We start from the raw sequence: 2043 nt of genomic DNA, 5'->3' as shown, positions 1-2043 counted from the left end.
TACATGAATGGTAACCGGATGAGCAGATGAGAGCAATTTGTTATTATACAGGAAATCATATCCTGTTTGTATCCTTATTTCATTAAAAATCTCACTAAGGGGTGCATTCTTTTTACTTAGCGTAACTTTTTGTGCAAAAGTACTTGCGCTTACCTGCATGATTGCTGTGGTAAGCAGCAGTATAATCAGTTTCATAACCAGCAGAAGTTTACGCCATACGTAGGGTTTACCGCCACATATGGAATGTTGGTTTAAATTCATAAATTTGAATAGTTGGGTTTAGTGTAATTTTGGTTCGAAGTCAAATTTTTTATTCCGGTTTTTTCCGGAAGGGTAAACTCAGCATTTGGCCAGGGGTGCTTCCAACACCTTTGGCCTTCATTGATTTACCGTAATATAGGAGTAGCTATTTAATCACAGTAACCCTCCTTCCTTCAATTTTAAAGTGTACATCACCATTATAGGAAAGCATTTCAAGGATACCAGACAAATCTCTTGACCTGGATATTTTACCAGAGAACCTTAATTGAGGATCTGGTTGGATATCATACCTGACTTCGATATTATACCACCTTGCTACTTTATCCATAATACTTTCTAAATTATCATTGAATTTAAAGTATCCATTTTTCCATGCGATAACTTCTTCAAGATCAACCTTTTTGTTTAGGGTAAGCTGATCATTCTTGACCTGTGCCTGCTGCCCCGGAACAAGCATCATACTTTGACCTGCTGTAGTTACCTGCACAGAACCTTCAAGTAAAGTTGTTTTCATACTGTGTTCTCCAGGATAGGCCATTACATTGAAATGTGTGCCGAACACCTGCACCATTTGTCCCTTGCTTAACACACGAAAAGGTTTGTTCTTGTCGGCCCTTATTTCAAAATAAGCTTCACCCTCTACCTGTACTTTCCGCTCTGTGGCCTCAAATTTTGTTGGGTAAGTAAGCTTAGAAGAGGCATTCAAAAAAACAAGGGAATGATCGGGCAGCCGTACCTCCCACTTCCCTCCTTTAGGCACTTCGATGGTGTTGTAAGTTAGCGCTTCCTTGGTTTCACTTTTGCCATTGTTTTCTGCTTCATAAATTAATTGCCCATCTGCAGTTTTGATGATTTTAAAACCTGCTTGCTGGATCAATTGTCCGTTAGCTACTGCTTCCAGATTTATTTTACTGCCATCAGCCAAGGTTAGCGTTGCACTATTCTTTCCTGGTTTAATTTGTTGTGCAGCCTGTAAGTATTTAGAATGCTCTATATTGGAATTGTGAAAGAAAAGAATGCCTGATACGATCAAGATTGCCGCCGCTGCTGCAGGAATAAGCCACTTGAGTTTCAAGCTGCGATGCGGCTGCCTGTTTCTATGCTGTATAATTTTAAGCATGCGCGCCTCAAGTGCACTTTCAGCTGCATCATGGCCAGCCCATTTCAAAGGTTCTTTATCGTCAGTGTTGTACCACTGGTCAAAAATTTCTTTTTCAACAGGCGTGATTGTACCTCTTAGGTATTTATCAGCCAGTTGATTTAATTCAGCTTTGGAGAGTCTAGTCATTACCTGCTTTTATAACATAGTGTGTTATAAAGCGCAGTTACCCTACATCAGGTCAAGAAAAATTTACAACATTTTAGATCAAAGAAATATAGACAAGTAGAATAGCCAAAAGTGTCATGAAGGTATGGATGGAATTTCGCAAAACTTTCAATGCCCTGCTGATGTGCCCCTCGACTGTTTTCTGTGAAACACCCAGTTCTTCTGCAATTTGCTTATCGCTCAGACCTTGCTCCCTACTCATTCTAAATACAATTTGACACTTTTCGGGAAGTGCCGTCACCACTTCTTCAATTTCAGCTCTTAGGTCATTGAAGCTTAACAGATTTTCTGTGGCATAGTCTGCCACTTCAAGTTCGTTGACATCAGCTGGAGCAAAATGGCTTCGTTTTTTATGGTTGGCAGCCATCCTTGCCATGACCTTGTATTTAACGATGGCAGCTATATAAGTTGAAAAACCATTATTGATTTCTATGCGATGCCTGCTTTTCCAAAGA

3 protein-coding genes are annotated in these 2043 nt (G+C 39.8%); all 3 read right to left on the bottom strand.

Going from position 1 to position 2043, the window contains the following annotated elements; all coding sequences use genetic code 11:
* The coding region (locus ACR2F7_RS17555) for a hypothetical protein (protein ID WP_432714835.1) at positions 1 to 195 on the bottom strand (195 nt) is incomplete at its 3' end.
* Positions 196 to 406: 211 nt separating this feature from the next.
* Positions 407 to 1549 carry a FecR family protein gene (locus ACR2F7_RS17550; RefSeq protein WP_432714834.1) on the bottom strand — a complete coding sequence of 381 codons (1143 nt, stop codon included), beginning with the start codon at positions 1547 to 1549 and terminating at the stop codon, positions 407 to 409.
* A 73-nt stretch (positions 1550 to 1622) separates the two neighbouring features.
* Positions 1623 to 2043, bottom strand: a 421-nt coding sequence (locus ACR2F7_RS17545; RefSeq protein WP_432714833.1) for a sigma-70 family RNA polymerase sigma factor, incomplete at its 5' end; no start/stop codon positions are given.

The sequence above is a fragment of the Pedobacter sp. genome (genome assembly GCF_045628745.1).
Classification (GTDB): Bacteria; Bacteroidota; Bacteroidia; order Sphingobacteriales; family Sphingobacteriaceae; genus Pedobacter.
Note: the sequence above shows the minus strand (reverse complement) of the source record. Positions and strands in the feature narration are given on the sequence as shown.